This is a genomic window from Geodermatophilus sp. URMC 65, assembly GCF_053502545.1.
The window spans coordinates 3150547-3166608 of record NZ_CP199954.1 but is presented as its reverse complement, the minus strand read 5'-3'; the positions used below and the strand labels follow the sequence as shown (position 1 = coordinate 3166608).

Sequence of the window (16062 nt, the reverse complement as noted above, 5' to 3'; positions counted from 1 at the left end):
GTGTCGACCGCGCCTGGCCCGCGCGTCGCCCGACGAGCGGGCCCCGGAGGGTCAGGGCGTGAAGACCGCCCGCACGCAGCCGTCGCTCTTGTCCTTGAACATCTGGTAGCCCCGCGGCGCCTCCTCGAGCGGCAGGACGTGGGTGGCCAGGTGCTCGGTGGTCAGCTCGCCGCGGGCCATGTGCTCGAGGATCCGCGGCATGTAGCGCTGCCCGTGCACCTGGGCGCCGCGCACGGTCAGGCCCTTGTTCATCATCGCGCCGAGCGGGAACTTGTCCACCATCAGCGCGAAGACGCCGAGCACGAAGACGCTGCCGCCCTTGCGGCAGGCCAGGATCGCCTCCCGGACGGCGGAGGGCCGGTCGGTCTGCAGCCGCAGCTGCTGTTTGACCTGGTCGTAGGCGCCCTGGATGCCGGAGCTGTGCGCCTCCATGCCGACCGCCTCGATGCAGACGTCGGGGCCACGGCCGCCGGTGACCTCGCGCAGCTCGGCCAGGACGTCGGTGCGCGAGTAGTCGATCGTCTCGGCGCCGACGTGCTCGCGGACCTGGGCCAGCCGCTCGGGCAGGCGGTCGATGACGTACACCCGCTCCGCGCCCAGCAGCATGGCGGCCCGGGCCGCCATCTGGCCGACCCCGCCGGCGCCCCAGACGGCGACGACGTCCCCCGGCTTCGTGCCGGCCAGGTCGGCGCCCATCCAGCCGGTGGAGACGGCGTCGGAGGCGAACAGCGCCCGCTCGTCGCTCACCCCCTCGGGGACGACGAACGCGCCGACGTCGGCGTAGGGGACCCGGACGTACTCCGCGTGGCTGCCGGCCCAGCCGCCCATCGCGTGCGAGTAGCCGAAGCAGCCGCCCGGGCTCTGGCCCCACAGCGACTCGGTGATCCCCGGGTTCGGGTTGCCGTTGTCGCAGAGGCTGTAGAGCTCCTGCTTGCAGTACCAGCAGGTGCCGCAGGCGATGAAGGAGTTGACGACGACGCGGTCGCCCACCTTCCGGTCCCGCACCCCCCTGCCGACCTCGACGACCTCGCCCATGAACTCGTGACCGAGGACGTCGCCGGCCCGCATGAACGGGATGTAGCCGCCGAGCAGGTGCAGGTCCGAGCCGCAGGTGGTGGTCCGGCGCACCTGCAGGATGACGTCGTGGTCGTTGAGGATCTGCGGGTCCGGGACGGTCTCCACCGAGACCTCGTTGACCCCGGTCCAGGTCACGGCCCTCACGATGCCCCCTCGCTCCCGGCCGGCGAAGCCGGCACGATCCCACAGCCGCTCACAGCACACCCTCTCCCCCGGCGCGAGCCGTCGCGCCCTCCAGCGCCGCGCCCTGCGGCGTCGGCTTGCGGACGCCGTGCGGCGCGGGGTCCACCCGCAGCACCTCGCCCACCTCGATCAGCTGCTTGGTCTCCCGGAGCGCGGCGCGCAGCGCACGCAGGTCGTCGTCCGACGGCCGGTCGCGGTAGCGCGCGGCGAGCTCGGTTCCGCGGTCGCCGGGCGCCGGCGTGATGCGCAGCTCGACGCGGTCGCCGAGCGCGGCCAGCGGCGCGGGGAGGTCCGCACCGGTGCCCACCTGCTCCGGCGAGCACAGCACGGTGACCGCGCGCCAGCGGCGGGCGGCGGTCTCGGGGTCCTCGGGAACCGACGACTGCCCCAGGCCGGGCAGCCGCACGTGCTGGAGGCGGCCGAGCAACGCTCCTCCTGCTCCCGTGGCGGCTCCCCGCAGGGAGTCGAGCAACCTGGGCACGGCCATGACGCGTCCTCCTGGGCATCGACGTCTGGAGGCCGCGGGCTACCCAGGACCCCGACGGGGCCAATCGTCCGGACCGGAACCGTCCGTCCGTCCCGCCCCCCCGCTGTCGAGCACGGGGTCGACCCGGGGGACGGCGCGGGGCCGAGGCCGGCCACCGCGGGCCCGCGGCCCGCCGTCCCCATGACGTCCTACTGTGGCGACACCGGGCGGACGGAACCCGGGTCCCTGCCGAACCGCTGCGGAGGCGTCGTGCGCTCGTCGTTGATCCTGTCCCGCCGCGACCTGGACTTCCTGCTCCACGAGTGGCTGGACGTCGAGGGCCTGCTGAAGCGCCCGCGCTACGCCGAGCACTCCCGGGAGACCTTCGACGCGGTTCTCGACCTGGCCGAGCAGATCGCCACCGAGCACTTCGCGCCGCACAACCGCAAGGCCGACGAGAACGAGCCGCACATGGTCGACGGCAAGGCCGTGCTCGTCCCCGAGGTGAAGCAGGCCCTCGACGTCTTCGTCGAGGCGGGGCTGATGGCCGGGGAGTTCGACGAGGAGTACGGCGGCATGCAGCTGCCGCACGTCGTCGGCCAGGCGGTCTTCGCCTGGTTCAAGGCGGCCAACGTCGGGACGTCGGCCTACCCGTTCCTCACCATGGGCAACGCCCGGCTGCTGCTCGCGCACGGCAGCCGGGAGCAGATCGACACCTACGTGCGCCCGGAGATCGAGGGCCGCTGGTTCGGCACGATGGCGCTGTCGGAGCCGCAGGCCGGCTCCTCGCTCGCCGACATCACCACCCGGGCGGTGCCGCAGGACGACGGCACGTACCGGCTGACCGGCAACAAGATGTGGATCTCCGGCGGCGACCACGAGCTGACCGAGAACATCGTCCACCTGGTCCTGGCCAAGATCCCCGGCGGCCCGCCCGGGGTGAAGGGCATCTCGCTGTTCATCGTCCCGAAGTTCCTCGTCAACGAGGACGGGACCCTCGGAGAGCGCAACGACGTCGTCCTGGCCGGCCTGAACCACAAGATGGGCTACCGGGGGACGACGAACACGCTGCTGAACTTCGGCGAGGGCGTGCACACCCCGGGCGGCCGGCCCGGGGCCGTCGGCTACCTCGTGGGCGAGCCGCACCGCGGCCTCACCTACATGTTCCACATGATGAACGAGGCCCGGATCGGCGTCGGGATGGGCGCGACCGTGCTCGGCTACACCGGCTACCTGCACGCCCTCGAGTACGCCCGCACCCGCACCCAGGGCCGCCCTGCGGCGGCCAAGGACCCGTCCTCGCCGGCGGTGCCGATCATCGAGCACCCCGACGTGCGCCGGATGCTGCTGGCCGCCAAGTCCTACGCCGAGGGCGGCCTGGCCCTGGGGCTGTACTGCGCCCGCCTCGTCGACGAGGAGCAGACCGCCGAGACCGAGGAGGAGCGCGCCCGCGCCCACCTGCTGCTCGACACCCTGACGCCGATCGCCAAGGCCTGGCCCTCGCAGTGGGGCCCGGTCGCCGACGACCTGGCGATCCAGGTGCACGGCGGCTACGGCTACACCCGCGACTACCCCGTCGAGCAGTTCTACCGGGACAACCGGCTCAACCCGATCCACGAGGGCACCAACGGCATCCAGGCGCTGGACCTGCTCGGTCGCAAGGTGGTCGCCCAGGGCGGCGCCGGGCTGCGGCTGCTCGGGGAGACGATCACCGCGACGACCGCCCGCGCCGCGGGGACGCAGTGGGCCGGCTTCGCCGCCGACCTCGACGCCGCCGTCGCCCGGATGGGCGCGGTGACCGCCACGCTGTGGGGCACCGGCGACCCGGACCTGGCGCTGGCCAACGCCAGCGTCTACCTGGAGGCCGCCGGCCACCTGGTGGTCGGCTGGCTGTGGCTGGAGCAGGCACTGGCCTGCGAGGGCTCCTCCGACGCCTTCCACGAGGGCAAGCGCGCGGCGGCCCGCTACTTCTGGCGCTGGGAGCTGCCGCGCACCCGCGCCCAGTTCGACCTGCTCGAGTCGCTGGACCGCACCGTCCTCGGCACCGACGGGGCCTGGCTCTAGGCGGAGGACCCCCCGGCCCTCGCAGGTTCGGAGCGGGCCCTGGACAGAGCCGGTGGGTGCCACGGCGGGGCACGGACACGGCTGCGCCCCGCGACTCCGAGGAGGCGCGGGGCGCGCTGGTGAGGTGCTGGAACAGCCACCGTTCAGGGGCCCGCTGGCCCCGTCCCGGGCCCCGCCCTGAGCCTGCGAAGGGTGGGCAGGACGGGGTCCTCCTACGAAGGGTGGGGGGGTCCTGTCCTACGAAGGGCGGGGGGGTCCCGCTACTAGGCGGCGCGGACACCCACCGGTTCGCCGGTCGCGGTCCGGGTGGTGGCCGGGCGGGCCGGGACGGCCTTCGCGGCACGCTGCTCCTGCTCGTAGCGCGCCGTCGAGGACGTGCCCAAGCCGATCACCAGTGCGGTCAGGACCAGGAACCCGAGGAGGGTCACGGCCGGCCACAGCACCATCAGTCAAACCCCTTTGTGCAGCAGGTCGCCGCAGAGGGTCGAAGGCCCCCCGTGGCACGTCGTTGCAGCGGGAATACCCCACCCGACCGCCGTCTCAATCGTCGAGTGGGGCGGTGGTGATGGGGTGTGACCGACCCCACGCAGCCGGGCAGGCGCGCCGGGTGGCACCGGGCGTGGTCTGATCCCCGGGTGTCCCGCCCCGCCGTCGACGAGCGACGCGGGCCGCGGCCGGTGGTGCTGGTCGCCGTCCTGGCGCTGGGGACGACCGCGCTGTCGCTCATGCAGAGCCTCGTCGTCCCGCTGCTGCCGGCGATCGGCACGCAGCTCGGGGTCTCGGCCAACGCCGCCGGCTGGGTGCTGACGGCCAACCTGCTCGCCGCCGCCGTCGCCACGCCGGTGCTGGGCCGCCTCGGGGACACCTGGGGCGAGCGCCCGGTGGCGCTCGGCGTCCTCGCGGCCATGTCGGTCGGCACGCTGCTGGCGCTGGTCACCTCCTCGCTGCCGCTGCTGCTCGTGGCCCGGGTGCTGCAGGGCGCCTCCTACGGCCTGTTCCCGCTGGCCATCAGCGTGCTGCGCCGCGAGCTGCCCGCCGCCCGGCTGGACGTCGCCATGTCGGTGGTGAGCAGCACGCTCGCGGTGGGCGGTGTGGTGGGCCTGGTGGCGGCCGGGGTGCTGACCCGGGACGGCGGCGACTACCACCGTCCCTTCTGGATCGGGCTGGTCGTCTGCCTGGTCACCCTGGTGCTCACGGCGGTCGTCCTCCCCCGCCGCCCGGCCACCGGGTCCGGCCGGGTCGACTGGGCCGGCGCCGCCGTGCTGGCCGCGGGGCTGGTGCTCCTGCTGCTGCCGGTGTCGCAGGGCAATGCGTGGGGGTGGACGTCGCCGGGGACGCTGGGCTGCCTGGCCGGGGCGGCGGTCGTCCTGCCCGGCTGGGTGCTGCTGCAGCGGCGGCGGACCCAGCCGCTGGTCCGCCCGGGCCTGCTGGCCGACCCGCGGATCGTCGTCCCGAACCTCGCCGGGCTGCTGACCGGGGTGGGCCTGTTCGCCTCCTTCCTCGTCGTCCTGCAGTACGTGCAGACGCCGCCCGGGGCCGCCGGGTACGGCTTCGGCGCCTCGGTGCTCGAGGCCGCGGTCGTCTACCTCCTGCCCGGCGGGGTGGCCGGCGTCCTGCTGGGGCCGGTCGCCGGGCGCATCGTGGCCCGGGTCGGCGCGCTGACCACGCTGGGCGTGGGCGCGGTGTGCGGGCTGGCGGGCTTCCTGCTGTTCGCGGTGCTGCGCGACACCCCGGCGCAGGTGGTCGCCGCCGGGCTGCTCACCCAGCTGTGGGTGACCGTGGCCTACGCGGCGCTGCCCGCGCTCGTGGTGGCCGCCGTCCGCCCCGAGGAGACCGGTGTCGCCAACGCGGTGAACTCCATCGCGCGGTCGGTCGGGCAGGCGGTGGGCAGCACGGTGACCGTCGCGGTCCTCGCCGCAGGCACGGGAGCCGCGACCGGGTTCCCCACGGCGGGGTCGTTCACCGCGGTCGCCCTCGTCGGCGCGGGCAGCGCGGCCGCCGTCGTCGCCGTGACCCTGGCCGGCCGGGGACGTCGGGGTGCGGCCGAGCAGACCGGGACGGTCGCGGTGCCCGGCGGCCGCTGAGGTCACGGAGCGGTCGCGACACACCGGCGGCGGGCATGGACCACGATCACCGTGGGCACCAACAGCGGGACGCCCCTACCCCGGAGGACTGACGATGGCCCGCTCCACCGGCCCGCGCGGCAGCGGCACCGCCGCGAACGAGACCCGCTTCACCGGCAACACCACCGGTGACCCCGCTCCGGACGACCCCAAGGTCAACGAGACCCGGCTCGACAACGCCCCGCAGGGCGCGGACAAGCAGCCGACGACCGGCGGCACGCTGAAGCGGACGCTGAAGGAGTTCAGCGAGGACAACCTCACCGACTGGGCGGCCGCGCTCACCTACTACGGCACCCTGGCACTGTTCCCCGCGCTGATCGCGATGCTGTCCATCGTCGGCCTGCTGACCGACCCGCAGCGGCTCACCGAGGCGCTGACCGCGGTCGTGCCCCAGCAGGCGGCCAGCACCCTGACCCCGGTGGTCGAGCAGCTCGCCGGCAACACTGCGCCGGTCGGCTTCGGTCTGGTCCTCGGCCTCGCCGCCGCCATCTGGTCGGCGTCGGGCTACGTCGGGGCCTTCACGCGCGCGGCCAACGTGGTCTACGAGACCCCCGAGGGCCGCAAGGTCTGGAAGCTCAAGCCGCTGCAGCTGCTGGTCACGCTCATCGGCGTGCTGTTCGCTGCGCTGGTCGTGGCCATGCTGGTGCTCAGCGGCCCGGTGGTCGACGCCGTCGCCGGGGCCATCGGTCTGCCTCCCGCGGTGGTGACCGTGTGGAGCTGGGCGAAGTGGCCGGTCGTCGTCGTGATCGTCGCGCTGATGATCGCCGTCCTCTACTACTCGACCCCCAACGTGAAGCTGCGCGGCTTCCGCTTCACCAGCCCGGGCGCCGCCGTGGCACTGCTGGTCTGGGCGGCCGCCTCGGCGCTGTTCGCCTTCTACGTGGCCAACTTCGGCAGCTACAACAAGACCTACGGCGCCCTGGCCGGCGTGATCGTCTTCCTGGTCTGGTTCTGGCTGACCAACCTGGCGCTGCTGTTCGGCATCGAGCTCGACGCCGAGATCGAGCGCACCAAGGAGCTCAAGGACGGCGTGCCGCTGGCGGAGAAGGAGATCCAGCTGGACGCCCGCGCCGAGCCGAAGGACCGGCACACGCATTGAGGACCGCCCTTCCCCCCACGCCTCGCGAGCTCGGCGCGGGACCCTGAGGGGTGGCCGTTCCACGACGACGACGGCCCCCTCCCGATCGGGAGGGGACCGTCGTCGTGTCGGTCTAGCGCGAGGTCGGCGGACGCTCGCCGCGGCGGGCCGGCGGGGTCCGCTCGACCAGGCCGGCGAGCCCGGCCAGCCCCCAGCTGACCGCCTGGCCGACCGGGGCCAGCCTCGCGGGGGCGCGGCGGACGACCGCGTCGACGACGTCGCGGCTGCGGTCGAGCACCGACAGGGGCAGCGCCGAGAGGGCGTTGCCCGGCGGACGGCGGGACACCGTCGGGTGCGGCCGGGTCGGCGAGATGCGGCGGACCAGGTCCCAGCGGCGGCCCAGCGCCTGCAGCTCCTCCGGGTCGAGGCACTCCTGCAGCCGGGGGAAGAGCACGTCCTCCTCGTCGCGGACGTCCTCGTTCAGCACCTCCACGAGCCGGGACAGCCGCTGCGCGCGCCGCGGGTCGTCGTGCCCGAGCGTCTCGAGCTCGCTGACCAGCTCGTTGACCTCCTGGTGCTCCTCCTCGATGCGCAGGGTCAGCTCCTCGCCGTCGGGTAGGACCCGGCGGATCACCGGCCAGAGCACGCTCTCCTCGGCGAATGCGTGGCTGAACACCAGGCGGTCGATGCGGGTCAGCACCTCCTCCTGCTCACGGCCGGTGGTGCCGTCCAGCTCGCGCAGGAGCCGGTCCAGCTGGATGTGGTCACGACGCTGGCGGACCAGGACGCTGCCCGCCCCCCCGAGCTCCTCGACCGACTGGTCGGCTATGGAACGGCTCACGGTAGGTACCTCCCGGTGGCGACTGCGGGTCGCTCTCCTGCCCGCTGGAGGTCACCGGCATGCGCGCGGCCGTTCTCCGTCGAGGCGCCCGGCTCGGGCGACGGAGCTGCGGCAGGACCTCGACGACACCTCATCGTCCGGACCGACCGCACGGCCGCCTGGTGGGGCGGGGTCGGAGCCCCGCGACACGGTTGTGCCCGATCTTGTTGTTCGCATGAGAAAAGCCGTGGGGACTGGTCGGAGGTCACCCGCAACGCAGACGAGGAAGGCCCTGATCGATGACCCAGTCGACGAGCACCACCACCGGCAGCAGCACCACCACCTCGACCGCTCTCAGCCAGGCCTCCCCCTCGGCGCTGCAGACCAGCCAGGGCAACACCACCATCGCCGACGGCGTCGTCCAGAAGATCGCCGGGCTCGCCGCCCGCGAGGTCTCCGGCGTGCACGCCCTCGGCGGCGGCGCGGCGCGCGCCTTCGGCGCCCTCCGCGAGCGCATCCCGGGCGCCACGCAGACCGCCGGCCAGGGCGTGGCGGTGGAGGTCGGCGAGAAGCAGGCGGCCGTCGACCTCGACGTCGTCACCGAGTACGGCGCACCGATCGCCGAGATCGCCCGCTCCGTGCGCCGCAACGTGATCAACGCGGTCGAGGGGATGACCGGACTGCAGGTCACCGAGGTGAACATCGCCGTCAACGACATCCACCTACCGACCGACGACCAGGGTCCGCAGGAGCCTGCGCGGGTCCAGTGACCTCCGGCGCCAGCACCGCGGCCACCCCGGACGCGGAGGCCATCGCCGCCGCGGTGCGCGCCGCGCCGGCAGTGGCCGCCCTGCACGCCGGGGGCCTGCGCCTGGTCGTCACGCTGCTGCCCGGCCGCCGGGTCGAGGGCGACCAGGTGACCGACGACCGGGTGACGGTCAGCGTCGTCGTCGCCCGGGGCGTCCCGATCGCGGTCCTGACCGACCAGGTCCGCACCCGGGTCGCGCCCCTGGCCGGCGGCCGGCCGGTCGACGTGCTCGTCGCCGACCTGCAACTGGCCGACGAGGAACAGCCGGCCCTGCCGCCGGGCCCCTCCGCCTGACCGACCCGGGAGGAGCCCGCGCCGTGCCGTCGCCCCTGTCCCCAGAGCAACGACGCCGGCGGCGCGCGGCCCTCCGCCGGCACCACCCCGACCTCGGCGGCGACGCCGAGGAGTTCACGCGCACGCTGCGGGCCTGGGAGTCCCCCTCGTCGGCAGGGACCCCCGGTCCGGCCGGCCCCGAGGTCCGCTTCGTACGCCGTCCCCGCGGCCCGCGCCGGCTGCTCGCCTGGTGGCAGCGCTGGTCGCGCCGCTCCACCGCTCCACGCCGCGTCGTGTGAGCCGCTCCGCTCTCCCTGGAGGTACCGCCATGCCCCCCACCGTGGTGGGTCTGCTCACCGGTCTGCTGCTCGGCCTCGCCTGGGTGATCGGCGGGTTCGACGCCTTCGTCGGCACGGCCGTCCTCGGCGTGATCGGCTCCCTCGTCGGCAAGGTCGTCTCCGGCCAGCTCGACCTGACGCCCTACCTGGGCGGCCGGGGGCAGGGCCGGTGACGGCGCTGGCTGCCGGCGCCGGGACCACCGACAGCGCCCCCGACGCGACCCCGCCCGAGGAGCGCGGCCGGCTGACCGTCGCCGAGCGCGTCGTCGAGCGGGTCGCGGGCTACGCCGCCACCCAGGTCGACGGCGCCGCCGCCGCGCCGCGCCGGCTGCTCGGCATCTCCGTCGGCGGAGCCCGTGCGGACGCCGAGGCCGCCGTCCGCGCCACCGTCGACGGGCACGTCGCCACCGTGACGGCGACCATCGCCGTCGCCTGGCCGCAGTCGGTGCGCCGGGTGACCGAGGCGCTGCGCGCCCGGGTCCGTGAGGACGTCCGCCGGATCACCGACGTCGAGGTCGCCCACGTCGACGTGGACGTCGTGGACTTCGCGACCGCCACCGCGCCCGCGCGGCGCGTGCAGTGAGGGGAGGACGGCGATGACCGTGGTGAACCGGGTCCTGGCCACCCTCCTGGCCCTGGCCCTCCTGCTCGGCGGCCTGCTGGCCGTCGTCGAGATCGTCCTAGCGGCGCTCGACCGACAGCCGTGGCTGGTGCCGCACCCCGACTGGACGGCCTGGCTGAGCAACCAGACGCTCGCCTCGGGCGTCGTCCGTGCCGCGCTGATCGGCGCGGTCGTGCTCGGGCTGGTGCTGCTGGTCCTCGCGCTGCGCCGCGGCCGCCCGGGCGCGCTGCCGCTGCCCGCACGGGTCGAGGCGGTGCGGACGACGGCCTCGCGGCGCGGCCTGGAGCGCACGCTGCGCGCCGCCGCGTCCCGGCCGGACGGCGTCCGGGACGCGCAGGTCAAGGCGCGCCGCCGCACCGTGCGGGTGCGGGCGGCCACGGCGCTGCGCGACCCCGCGGACCTGCAGTCCCGGGTGACCCAGGCCGTCACCGAACGGCTGGAGGAGCTCGGTCTCGCCGGCACGCTGCGGCCCCGCGTCACCGTCTCGAAGGGGGCCGGCCGATGAGCCGCCGCGTCGACACCGCCAACCGCACCGTCCTGGCCCTGCTCGGGCTGCTGTCGCTCGGCGGCGGTGCCGTCGGGCTGGCCGCGAGCTTCGGCGCCTTCGGCGACCCGCCGCCGGTGCTGCCCGGGTCGGCCCGCCGCTTCGAGGACGAGCAGCCCTGGTTCTGGTGGGCCGTCGCCGGCGTCTGCCTGCTGGTCGCGCTGCTGGCGCTGCGCTGGTTGCTCGCCCAGCTGCACACCGACCGGGTCACCCGCCTGGACCTGACCCGCGACGACCGCGAGGGGCGCACCGTCGTCCACGCCGGTGCCCTCACCGCGGCCGTCGAGGAGGAGGCGCAGTCGCTGCGCGGGGTCGTCGGCGCCTCCGCCCGCCTGGTCGAGGCCCGCGACCGCACGCTCACCGTCGCCGTCGAGCTGGCCGACCACGCCGACGTCGCCGAGGTCCGCCGGACGCTGGAGGACCGGGTGGTCGCCCACGCCCGCCAGGCCGTCGACGACCCGGACCTGCCGGTCGACATCGAGCTGCGGCCCGGCCGCCGCTCGGGCAGCCGCGGCCTGCGCTGAGCCCGGGGCACACCGGGAGGGAACCGGGAGCCCGGGAACCCCTCCCGCTCCGCGCGAGCGCCGTCCACCCTGTGGACCGCACGCGCCGAGCAGCACGTCCTGACCCGGAGGACCCGTGGACCCCAGCGCCGCGCCGCCACCCCACCCGCCGGGCGCCGTCTGGCTGGAACGCGGAGCCGACGGCGTCGTCCTGCACCTGCGGGGCGAGGTCGACACCGCCACCGTGGCCCGCTGGGACGCCGACCGGCCGGCACCCGGCCAGGACGGTGCGCCGCTGGGCCCGGTGGTGGCGGTGGACGCCTCCGCCGCCGCCTTCCTCAACTCCACCGGGGTGGTGCTGCTGGTCCGGGAGACCGACGCGCACCGCCGGGCCGGCGGGCGACCCGAGCTGCGCAACCCCTCGCGGGCGGTCCTGCGGGTGCTGCGCCTGATCGGGGTGGCCGGCCTGTTCGACGTCGTGGCGGGCTGACCGCGCGGCTCAGGTGGTCGAGCCGGGACGCCGCGACTCGCGGAGCACCCGCTGGAGGCGCTCGAGCAGGTTCTCCAACGACTCCTCGAACTCCGCGGCGGACTCGTCCTCGGACAGCAGCGGCGCGAGCCGGCGCACCAGCGGGAAGTCGGCCAACGACTGCTCCCCGGCGTCCGGCGCACCCTCCGGGTCGTCCAGCGCGGTGATCGGCACCCCCTGCTGCGCGACCTCGAGCAGCAGGTGCCCGAGCAGGAAGCCGGTGTAGGCCCGGTAGGCGGCGACCGCGGCCTCGTCGCTGAAGCCGTGACCGGTCAGCGCGTCGAGGAAGGACTCCAGCCAGCGCAGGCTGCGCAGCGGCGGCCGCACCCACGGCGCGGCCGGCGGCCGGGTCGCGATCAGCGGGAAGAGGGCCGGGTGGGCGAGCGCGATCCGCCGGACCCCGTGCGCCAGCCGCTGCAGGTAGTCCTGCCAGCCGTGCTGCGGCGCCAGGTAGACCTCCGGGTCGCCGTAGAGCTCGTCGACGACCAGCTCCACCACGCCGTCGAGCAGGTCCTCCCGGCCGGTGACGTGCCGGTACAGCGCCATCCCCTCGACGCCCAGGTGGGCACCCATCCGGCGCATGGTGAGCGCCTCGAGCCCGTGCTCGTCGATGAACTCGATGGCCGCGGCGAGCACCCGGCGACGGTCGAGCGGCGTCCGGGCCGTCCCCGGCGGGGATGCACGGAGCGCGCGCGTGTGCGGCTGCCCGTCCGTGGGCACAGCACCAGGAGGAGCAGCGTCGTCCGCCACGCCCGCCTCCCGTCGCCGTCCGTCCTCCCGTTGTACGCCGCTCGGGTCGGTCCGGGGGGCCACCGTCCCGCCCTCCCGCAGCGGACCTGTGTTTACGTCGTAAGCACGGTGGGCACCGAGTTCCCAGCGCCTGCACGACGGTGCGCCAACGGACGGCGCTGCGGACCCGCAGCCCTCCCTCGACACTGGACAGGAGCAGCATGATCACCGAGACGCAGATCCAGCAGGTCATCGGCACCACCGCGGTTGACGCCGACGGCGACAAGATCGGCAAGGTCAGCGAGGTCTACCTCGACGACGAGACCGGCCGCCCCGAGTGGGCCACCGTGAACACCGGTCTGTTCGGCACCAAGGAGACCTTCGTGCCGCTGGCCCAGGCCGACCTCTCCGGTGACACGCTGCGCTTCCCCTATGACAAGGCCAAGGTCAAGGACGCGCCGAAGATCGACACCGACGGGCACCTGTCGCCGCAGGAGGAGCAGGAGCTCTACCGCTACTACGGGCTCGGCTCCGGCCAGGGGACGACCGACACCACGACGGCCGGGAACATCGGCACCGCGGGCATGGCCGGCACCGGGCACACCGACCGGGACGAGACGACGGGCACGGCTGGGACCGCCGGCATGGCGGGCACCGCCGGCACCGCGGGTCTGGCCGGGACCGACCGCGACCGCGACCGCGACGGGCGCCCCGACCACACCGGCGAGGCCGGCGTCGTCGGCCGGGACGTCTCCGGTCCCACCACGGACAACGCGATGACCCGCTCGGAGGAGCGCCTGAACGTGGGCACCCGCTCCGAGGAGGTCGGCCGGGCCCGGCTGCGCAAGTACGTGGTCACCGAGAACGTCACCGAGACCGTGCCGGTCTCCCGCGAGGAGGTGCGGGTCGAGCGCGAGCCGATCACCGACGCCAACGTCGGCAACGCCCTGGACGGCCCGGCGATCTCCGAGGAGGAGCACGAGGTCACCCTGCACGCCGAGCGTCCGGTGGTGGAGAAGGAGGCCGTGCCGGTCGAGCGGGTGCGGCTGGACAAGGAGACCGTCACCGACCAGGAGCGGGTGGCCGCCGACGTCCGCAAGGAGGAGATCGAGGTCGACGGCGCCCAGGGCACCGGCGTGACCGGTGGGGACGACCGCAGCTTCACCCAGAAGGCCAAGGACACCCTCGACCGCGACGACGACGGCCGGATCGGCCGCTGACCGCAGCAACACACGACGAGGCCCCGTCGGCGCGATGCGCCGGCGGGGCCTCGTCGTGTCCCGGGAGGGTCAGCTCCCGGTCGGGGTGACGCCGAACATCAGCACCCGGCGCTCGATGTCGTAGTGCACCGTGCCGGTGTTGGTCAGCAGGTCCTGCAGGTTGTCCGCGTCGTCCGGGTCCAGGGTCAGGACCTCCTCCCACGCGCCCTGGTCCAGGACCAGCTGCAGCGTGTAGGTGCCCGGCTTCCCGGGCTCCCCGGCGACCCAGCTGAACTGGTAGTGGGTGAGCTGGCGGACCTTGACGCTGTTGTCGGTGACCGGCTGCGGTACCTCGGGCACGGGCATCTCCCTCCGTCGGGGCCGCACGGTGCTGCGCGGCCACTGCGGGGCGCAGCTACCCGCCACGGGCAGCCGGCACCCGCGTCGCCCGGCGTGTCCCGCCGACATGGGAACGCCCTCATCGGCGTCGCACCCGGTCGTCACCGGCCGCGGCCGGCGTCGGCGGGTGACCGTCCCCCTACCGTCCTTCCCGGCCCCGGCGCTACCGCGCGACTGACCGCCCGACGGGGAGCGCGGCAGCCGACACGAGCGGGATGCGCAACGCGACGAGCCCGGTGGTCGGGGCCGGGGGTACCGGCCCGGACCACCGGGCTCGTGCGAGGTGCTCAGCGTCAGCGCGCGTTGGCCCCCAGGGAGGCCGGCAGGGTCAGCCGGAGGGTGTCCGGGACCTCCTCCGCGGCGCGCCGCGGCGTGGGCGTCAGGTCGATGACGAGGCGGGTCGGCGCGAAGGCCTCCGCGTAGCCGATCCGGGCCTGGGCGCCCCAGTGCCGGGCCGAGGCCACGACCGCGTCGGGCTCCACCATCGCCGACATCTCCACCTGCGAGACGTGCGCGCCCAGGGCGGCGAGCTTGCCGGAGAGGTAGGCGGTCACGTCGACGAACGTCGTCGGGGAGAACGTCAGCGTGGACGGGCTCTGGTAGTGCATGACCCTCGAGAGCCGGCGGGCCGCCGAGAGGGTCGCGGCGGCGACGGCGCGGTGGTCCTGGTGGCTGTCGTCGGGCGCGTGCACGTAGACGACGTCGGCCTCGGTCTCCTTGATCGCCCGCTCGACGACCGCGACGGTGGCGGCGTCCGGCATGACGGTGCAGTCGACCTGACCGCCCCACAGCAGCCGGGCGCCCAGGATGCGGGCCGCCGCCTCCTGCTCGCGACGCCGGCCGACGACCACCTCGTCGTCCCCGGGGCCGTTCTCGCCGCCGGTCATGACCAGCATGGTGACGGCGTCGCCGGCCGCCGAGTGCGCCAGCAGCGTGGCGCCGCAGCCGAGCTCGATGTCGTCGGGGTGCGCCCCGACCGCGAGGACCCTACGCATCGTCCCGACCCCCGCCTCCGAGGGCGCGGGCGCGCCGGGTGGCGCGGTGCACCAGGACCGCGCCCACGACGCCGGCGACCGCCAGCCCGATGGTCGGGCCGAGGCCGTTCCCCTGCGCCGGCAGCTCCGTCGACGACGGGCAGACCTGCGAGGAGGAGGCGGCGGCGCGGTAGTCCAGCGTGTAGCCGTCGAGCACCCAGCGCGCGCCGGAGTACAGGTCCGACAGGCTCACCACCGCGGTGAACACACCGTTGACCGTGCCCGGCTTGAACGAGGTCGGCGGCAGCGACGCGAACTTCGACGGGTAGGCCTGGTTGTGGGCGCCGCGCGGGATGTCGACCGTCTTGCGCGAGCTGTTGACGTAGCCGACCACGACGGTCCAGCTGTCGTCGGCGTTCTCCTCGTAGCAGTTCAGGACCGGCTTGACCGTGTACGTGGCGGCAGCCGAGGCCGTGCCCGGCGCCGCGACGAGCCCGATCAGGGCGATGACCGCGACCAGGGCGCCGCGGGAGGCACGCGCGCGCAGGCGGCGTGCCGTCGAAGACCTCGGAGGGCCGTCCATGACTTGAGTCCTCGAGCTCGGGGCGGCCGACCCGCCCGACGTCGTCCCATCGGCAGGTCCCGGCCGTCTCCGGAGACCGGGCAGCCACACCTCACCCCGAGGGGTGGGACGACGGCTACGCATCGCCGCGCCCGGCCGGCGCCCGGCGCCGTGCCCGCTGCACCACCACGGCGCCGACCAGCCCGGCCACCACCAGGGCGATCGCCGGCCCGGTCCCGTTGCCCTCCTCCGGCAGCTCCGTCGACGGCGGGCAGGCCGTCGCCGGGCCGAGGCGCGCGGCGAGGTTGGTGCCGTCCAGGTGCCACATCGGGCCGGCACCACGGGGGACGGTGACCGTGAACGCGCCGTGGTGCGTCCCGGGCTCGAAGGTGGTGGGTTGCGGGCTGCCGTAGGGAACCGGGGTGACCTTGTTCCGTGCGCCCGTCGGGATGCGCACCGGGGAGCCCGACGTGTTCTCGTACCCGAACACGGCGGTCCAGGAGCCGTCGCGGTTGGCCACGACGCAGTCCAGCAGCGGCACCACGGTCCCCTTCGCGGACGCGGTGCCGGGCAGGGCGAGCAGCCCCGCCAGCACGATGAGCGCCACCAGGGCGGCACGGGTCGCACGGGAGCGGAGCTGCCGCACCGTCGATGACCTGCGGTCCATGTCTCGGGGTCCTCGCGTCCGGGGCGGCCGGCCCGCCCGTCGGGGACGCATCGGCAGGTCCGGGCCGTTCCCGGAGCACCAGCGGGTCACATCCACCCGGACGG

The 16062-nt window shown here is 74.9% G+C and carries 21 protein-coding genes; 12 read left to right on the top strand and 9 right to left on the bottom strand.

Annotated features, from left to right (window positions below):
* Positions 1 to 51: 51 nt before the first annotated feature.
* Positions 52 to 1212 (bottom strand): zinc-dependent alcohol dehydrogenase, encoded by a 1161-nt coding sequence (locus ACWIX7_RS15355; RefSeq protein ID WP_448617315.1) that lies wholly within the window; start codon positions 1210 to 1212, stop codon positions 52 to 54.
* Between the two features lie 58 nt (positions 1213 to 1270).
* Complete coding sequence (locus ACWIX7_RS15350; protein ID WP_448617314.1) at positions 1271 to 1747, bottom strand: hypothetical protein; 477 nt, start codon at positions 1745 to 1747, stop codon at positions 1271 to 1273.
* 249 nt (positions 1748 to 1996) lie between these two features.
* Here ACWIX7_RS15350 and ACWIX7_RS15345 point away from each other — a divergent pair, with 249 nt between their 5' ends.
* Positions 1997 to 3790 carry an acyl-CoA dehydrogenase gene (locus tag ACWIX7_RS15345; protein WP_448617313.1) on the top strand — a complete coding sequence of 598 codons (1794 nt, stop codon included), beginning with the start codon at positions 1997 to 1999 and terminating at the stop codon, positions 3788 to 3790.
* Positions 3791 to 4053: 263 nt separating this feature from the next.
* Here ACWIX7_RS15345 and ACWIX7_RS15340 read toward each other — a convergent pair whose 3' ends face one another.
* Positions 4054 to 4236, bottom strand: coding sequence for a hypothetical protein (locus ACWIX7_RS15340; protein ID WP_448617312.1), 183 nt, complete (start codon positions 4234 to 4236; stop codon positions 4054 to 4056).
* Between the two features lie 189 nt (positions 4237 to 4425).
* On the opposite strand from ACWIX7_RS15340, the gene ACWIX7_RS15335 reads away from it, so the two are divergent.
* Together ACWIX7_RS15335 and ACWIX7_RS15330 are read left to right on the top strand one after the other, a co-directional pair.
* A complete protein-coding gene (locus tag ACWIX7_RS15335; protein WP_448617311.1) occupies positions 4426 to 5874 on the top strand; it encodes an MFS transporter in 1449 nt (482 codons plus the stop codon).
* 94 nt (positions 5875 to 5968) lie between these two features.
* On the top strand, positions 5969 to 7012 hold the full coding sequence (locus tag ACWIX7_RS15330; RefSeq protein WP_448617310.1) for a YihY/virulence factor BrkB family protein: 1044 nt from the start codon (positions 5969 to 5971) through the stop codon (positions 7010 to 7012).
* Positions 7013 to 7124: 112 nt separating this feature from the next.
* On the opposite strand, the gene ACWIX7_RS15325 is transcribed toward ACWIX7_RS15330, so the two are convergent.
* Positions 7125 to 7832, bottom strand: coding sequence for a hemerythrin domain-containing protein (locus tag ACWIX7_RS15325; RefSeq protein ID WP_448617309.1), 708 nt, complete (start codon positions 7830 to 7832; stop codon positions 7125 to 7127).
* A gap of 278 nt (positions 7833 to 8110) precedes the next feature.
* On the opposite strand from ACWIX7_RS15325, the gene ACWIX7_RS15320 reads away from it, so the two are divergent.
* From ACWIX7_RS15320 to ACWIX7_RS15285, 8 genes are all read left to right on the top strand, one after another.
* Entirely contained in the window at positions 8111 to 8581 is a 471-nt protein-coding gene (locus ACWIX7_RS15320; RefSeq protein ID WP_448617308.1) for an Asp23/Gls24 family envelope stress response protein, read from the top strand.
* Complete coding sequence (locus ACWIX7_RS15315) at positions 8578 to 8913, top strand: hypothetical protein (protein ID WP_448617307.1); 336 nt, start codon at positions 8578 to 8580, stop codon at positions 8911 to 8913. Before ACWIX7_RS15320 ends, ACWIX7_RS15315 begins: the two co-directional genes overlap by 4 nt.
* 23 nt (positions 8914 to 8936) lie before the next feature.
* Entirely contained in the window at positions 8937 to 9191 is a 255-nt protein-coding gene (locus tag ACWIX7_RS15310; protein WP_448617306.1) for a hypothetical protein, read from the top strand.
* A 29-nt stretch (positions 9192 to 9220) separates the two neighbouring features.
* Entirely contained in the window at positions 9221 to 9403 is a 183-nt protein-coding gene (locus ACWIX7_RS15305; RefSeq protein ID WP_448617305.1) for a hypothetical protein, read from the top strand.
* Positions 9400 to 9813, top strand: coding sequence for an Asp23/Gls24 family envelope stress response protein (locus tag ACWIX7_RS15300; RefSeq protein ID WP_448617304.1), 414 nt, complete (start codon positions 9400 to 9402; stop codon positions 9811 to 9813). The genes ACWIX7_RS15305 and ACWIX7_RS15300 overlap by 4 nt, the downstream gene beginning before the upstream one ends.
* A 13-nt stretch (positions 9814 to 9826) precedes the next feature.
* On the top strand, positions 9827 to 10357 hold the full coding sequence (locus ACWIX7_RS15295) for a DUF6286 domain-containing protein (RefSeq protein WP_448617303.1): 531 nt from the start codon (positions 9827 to 9829) through the stop codon (positions 10355 to 10357).
* Positions 10354 to 10920 carry an alkaline shock response membrane anchor protein AmaP gene (gene amaP / locus ACWIX7_RS15290; protein ID WP_448617302.1) on the top strand — a complete coding sequence of 189 codons (567 nt, stop codon included), beginning with the start codon at positions 10354 to 10356 and terminating at the stop codon, positions 10918 to 10920. The genes ACWIX7_RS15295 and amaP overlap by 4 nt, the downstream gene beginning before the upstream one ends.
* Before the next feature lie 115 nt (positions 10921 to 11035).
* Positions 11036 to 11389, top strand: a complete 354-nt coding sequence (locus ACWIX7_RS15285; RefSeq protein WP_448617301.1) for an STAS domain-containing protein — start codon at positions 11036 to 11038, stop codon at positions 11387 to 11389.
* A gap of 9 nt (positions 11390 to 11398) precedes the next feature.
* On the opposite strand, the gene ACWIX7_RS15280 is transcribed toward ACWIX7_RS15285, so the two are convergent.
* Positions 11399 to 12064, bottom strand: coding sequence for a TetR/AcrR family transcriptional regulator C-terminal domain-containing protein (locus ACWIX7_RS15280; RefSeq protein ID WP_448617300.1), 666 nt, complete (start codon positions 12062 to 12064; stop codon positions 11399 to 11401).
* A 314-nt stretch (positions 12065 to 12378) separates the two neighbouring features.
* Between ACWIX7_RS15280 and ACWIX7_RS15275 the strand changes: the two genes are divergently transcribed.
* Positions 12379 to 13377: a DUF2382 domain-containing protein gene (locus ACWIX7_RS15275; protein WP_448617299.1), complete on the top strand. Its 999-nt coding sequence runs from the start codon at positions 12379 to 12381 to the stop codon at positions 13375 to 13377.
* Between the two features lie 69 nt (positions 13378 to 13446).
* On the opposite strand, the gene ACWIX7_RS15270 is transcribed toward ACWIX7_RS15275, so the two are convergent.
* The 4 genes from ACWIX7_RS15270 to ACWIX7_RS15255 all read right to left on the bottom strand — a co-directional run bounded on the left by ACWIX7_RS15270 (position 13447) and on the right by ACWIX7_RS15255 (position 15958).
* Complete coding sequence (locus ACWIX7_RS15270; RefSeq protein WP_448617298.1) at positions 13447 to 13722, bottom strand: hypothetical protein; 276 nt, start codon at positions 13720 to 13722, stop codon at positions 13447 to 13449.
* Positions 13723 to 14048: 326 nt separating this feature from the next.
* Complete coding sequence (locus tag ACWIX7_RS15265) at positions 14049 to 14750, bottom strand: PIG-L deacetylase family protein (protein ID WP_448617297.1); 702 nt, start codon at positions 14748 to 14750, stop codon at positions 14049 to 14051.
* Entirely contained in the window at positions 14743 to 15312 is a 570-nt protein-coding gene (locus ACWIX7_RS15260; RefSeq protein WP_448617296.1) for a hypothetical protein, read from the bottom strand. The genes ACWIX7_RS15265 and ACWIX7_RS15260 overlap by 8 nt, the downstream gene beginning before the upstream one ends.
* Positions 15313 to 15427: 115 nt before the next feature.
* Positions 15428 to 15958 (bottom strand): hypothetical protein, encoded by a 531-nt coding sequence (locus ACWIX7_RS15255; RefSeq protein WP_448617295.1) that lies wholly within the window; start codon positions 15956 to 15958, stop codon positions 15428 to 15430.
* Between the last annotated feature and the right edge of the window lie 104 nt (positions 15959 to 16062).